2 protein-coding genes are annotated in these 3,730 nt (G+C 36.8%); one reads left to right on the forward strand and one right to left on the reverse strand.

Features of this window, described 5'->3' with window-relative positions; all coding sequences use genetic code 11:
* Positions 1 to 234: 234 nt before the first annotated feature.
* The gene (locus A6M14_RS13410) at positions 235 to 612 is read right to left on the reverse strand and encodes a MerR family transcriptional regulator (RefSeq protein ID WP_152875738.1); all 378 of its coding nucleotides are present in this window, start codon (positions 610 to 612) and stop codon (positions 235 to 237) included.
* 84 nt (positions 613 to 696) lie between these two features.
* Between A6M14_RS13410 and A6M14_RS13415 the strand changes: the two genes are divergently transcribed.
* On the forward strand, positions 697 to 3,426 hold the full coding sequence (locus A6M14_RS13415; RefSeq protein ID WP_152875739.1) for a heavy metal translocating P-type ATPase: 2,730 nt from the start codon (positions 697 to 699) through the stop codon (positions 3,424 to 3,426).
* Positions 3,427 to 3,730 lie beyond the last annotated feature (304 nt).

Below are 3,730 nucleotides of genomic sequence, written 5' to 3' on the forward strand. Positions count from 1 at the left end.
CTGCTAGTCTAGAGCCTTATTGAATATGACAGTGAAAAAGATATAGCAACAATTTCACTTGATCGTGATGGTAAGGGGGAGCTTGATAGTAATGGTGAACTTAAAGATATTTATGACAAGCAAGAATTACTCGTTTTAACAAATCAAAAGCAAGCTTTTGATTTGGATGATTTACTTGCAAATAATCAAATTGTTTATTAATTAACGTAAATAAAAAGCCCCGATTGGGGCTTTTTATTTTTTTAGTTCTTTTAAAATAGGACAACAATTTTCACTTGTTGCTTTGCATTCATCAACCCAAGAGCTTAGACGTTTTTTTAAAGCTTTTAACTCTTTAATGCGCAAATCAATTTTTTCTAATCTTTGTTCTATAACGTATCTGACTTGATCTCGGTCGCTAATTTGTAATTGTAATAGATCTTGAATTTCACTGAGCTGCAAACCTGCATCTTTACCTTTTTGAATAAAACTTAATGTTTCAACATCTTGATTCGAATAATAACGATAATTCCCTTGAGCCTCAGGAATACGCAAAAGACCAATACGTTGATAATAGCGAATGGTTTCAACCGAAGAATGTGTAAGTTTTGCAAGCTTTCCAATTGTAAACATATTCGTACCTCGAAAAAGACTTGACTCTGTACCTAGGTACAGACTTTATTCTAGTATAAATAGAAAAATGTGAGAGTGCATCCCATGGAGCAAGCTAAAAAATCTTCATGCTGTTCTAAGCAAAATCAAACCGAGAATGTCATTCATATAGACCCAGTTTGTGGCATGACTGTGGCTGAAAATTCAGAACATTATTTTGAGTATGAAAATCAGCGTTATTTATTTTGTTGTGCAGGATGCAAAACTAAATTTTCACAAAATCCCGATCAATATTTAGCAACTCAACACGTAAATCATCATGACGATGTTGAAGTTGTAACACCTAAAAAAAATTCATGTTGCACTTCAAAAAAAGCTGTTATTGAAGATCAAAATTTAGATACAAAAGAAGTGAAATCATCTAGCTGCGGTTCTAAAAAACAAGATGCTGTTCCTGAAGTGAAAAAGTCTTGTTGTGGTGGTCAAAAAGAAAAACCACAGGATGTGAAAGTTGAAAATTTGGGTTGTTGTGGTGGAAAAAAACATACACATTCTGATGATCATTCACAGACAGAAATTGATCTGGTATGTGGAATGTCGGTAGATACATCAACCGATTTAAAAACAGATTATAAAAATAAAACTTACTATTTTTGTAATCCATCTTGTGTTGAAAAATTTAAGGCAGATCCTGAGTTTTATCTCATTCCTATGGATGAGCGCCCTGTGCCAGAAGGTGCAGCGGATATGGATTATACCTGTCCAATGGATCCTGAAATTGTACAAAAAGGGCCAGGTACTTGCCCAATTTGTGGTATGGCATTAGAGCCAATGCAACCTACTTTAGATGATGGTCCAAACCCTGAGTTGGTCGATTTTAGTAATCGATTCTGGAAAACATTGCCTTTTACTTTACTTGTATTTGTGATGGCGATGGGCTCGCATATTCACGCCATTATTCCACAACATATTCAACCGTGGATTGAGCTAGTTTTATCTATTCCTGTTGTGCTTTGGGCAGGAAAACCCATTCTTGAACGCTGTGTCAGCTCTTATAAAACGCGTAATTTAAATATGTGGAGTTTGATTGGTGTTGGCGTGCTTGCTGCATTTATTTATAGCGTTATTGCCACCATCTTCCCATCACTTATTCCTGTTGAAGCGAAAACAGGTCATGGTGTTGCGGTCTACTTTGAAGCGGCTTGTATGATTGTTTCCTTGAGTTTGCTCGGGCAAATTATGGAATTAAAAGCACGGGCTAAAACAGCAGACTCATTAAAATCTTTACTGCGTTTACAAGCCAATACGGCAATGCTTGTACAAGGAAATGAATTGCTAGAAGTGGATATCTCTATGGTAAAACAAGGAGATATATTACAAATTGCTTCGGGAGAGCAAGTTCCATTAGATGGTGTTGTGGTTGATGGTAAAACTTATATCGATGAAGCCGTGATGACGGGTGAGCCTGTTCCTGTGAAAAAGGAAGTAGGTGACCAAGTGATTGGTGGTACGGTCAATCAGCAGGGGAGCGTTCGCATTCAAACCACGGCTGTTGGTGCAAATACAACACTTGCCAAAATGATTCAAACCGTTGCGGAAGCACAACGATCTAAAGCACCTTTACAGCGATTAGCAGATGTCGTTGCTAAATACTTTGTTGTTACTGTTTTGGCAATTAGCGTACTGACTTTTGTTGTATGGATGATCTTTGGGAAAGCTCAGTTTGATATTGCGCTCATGTGCGCCGTAGCGGTACTTATTATTGCGTGTCCATGTGCATTGGGTTTAGCAACACCAATGTCTGTGATGGCAACAACGGGTCGTGCTGCACAAAAGGGTGTTTTATTTAAAGATGCAGAAGCAATTGAAGCACTCAGTAAAGTTACGACATTAATTATTGATAAGACGGGCACATTAACTGAAGGCAAGCCAAGCCTTAATGAAATTAAGTTACTTGTTCCTGAGCTAGATCAAGCGCAAATTGAAACGTGGATTGCTTCAATTGAACAATACTCGACACATCCTATTGCTCAGACTTTATCTAAAATTGTCCCTACGCAACAATATGTAGATGTTCAAAATTATGAAGATGTAACTGGCTTTGGTGTAAAAGGGCAGATTGATGGTTTTGATGTGTATATTGGAAGTCAAAAACTTGTTGAGCAATTAGGGGTAGTAATTCCTCAAGAGGTTCAATCACATTTAGATCAATTGCGCGATGTGGGGCAAGTGATTAGCCTCTTAGCAACGGAAACTACTTTATTGGCTTATATTTCAATTCATGATGCTGTTAAAGAAAATGCACATCACGTGATTCAGCAACTTATTGCTGATGGAATTGAAGTGGTTATGGCAACAGGTGATCACGAGAAAAATGCACAAATTGTAGCGGCTGAATTAGGCATTCAATATGTATATGGAAATTGTACGCCACAAGACAAACTTGATATTGTAAAAAAATACCAAGAACAAGGAAAAGTTGTTGTTATGGCAGGGGATGGTATTAATGATGCACCTGCCTTAGCTCAAGCAAACATTGGTATTGCAATGGGTAATGGCACAGATATTGCCAAACAAACAGCTCAAATTACTTTAGTTAAAGGGGATATTCGAGGCGTTGCAGATGCGATTCACATGGCAAAGTTAGGTGTGAAAAATATGAAGCAAAACCTTGCATTCTCTTTTGTTTATAACGGCTTGGGTGTTCCTGTCGCGGCAGGTATTTTTTATCCACTTACAGGTTTGTTATTAACACCAATGCTTGCGGCAGTTGCAATGTCTTTAAGTTCATTGTCTGTTGTGATTAATGCCTTGAGATTACAGAAATCTAAATAGTTGTAATAAACGAAGCAAAAAGCCCAAAGAGTTTTTGGGCTTTTTGCTGATAGATTAATCTAAAAAACAAATCATATTTAGAAAAATAATCTGTTTTAACAATTTCTTTATTTTAAGTATATTTATTGCACAAATTGATGCACAGCAGATCTCCCAAAAGTTGCGCATTGTTTTTCTAACTTTATATAGGAAATATGAGTGATGAGTAAATTAATAACGATTGCATTCGTGGCTGTATTTTTAACTGCTTGTTCATATAACCCTGTTCAATACGAACAACAACGTGATGTGTGCTGAGAAAACA

Origin of the sequence: Acinetobacter portensis, assembly GCF_009372215.1 — a bacterium.
Taxonomy (GTDB): Bacteria; Pseudomonadota; Gammaproteobacteria; order Pseudomonadales; family Moraxellaceae; genus Acinetobacter; species Acinetobacter portensis.

Bases quoted from the DNA above. Each gene is read 5' to 3' on its own strand.
- A6M14_RS13410 (WP_152875738.1), bottom strand. From the start codon at position 612: ATGTTTACAATTGGAAAGCTTGCAAAACTTACACATTCTTCGGTTGAA.
- A6M14_RS13415 (WP_152875739.1), top strand. From the start codon at position 697: ATGGAGCAAGCTAAAAAATCTTCATGCTGTTCTAAGCAAAATCAAACC.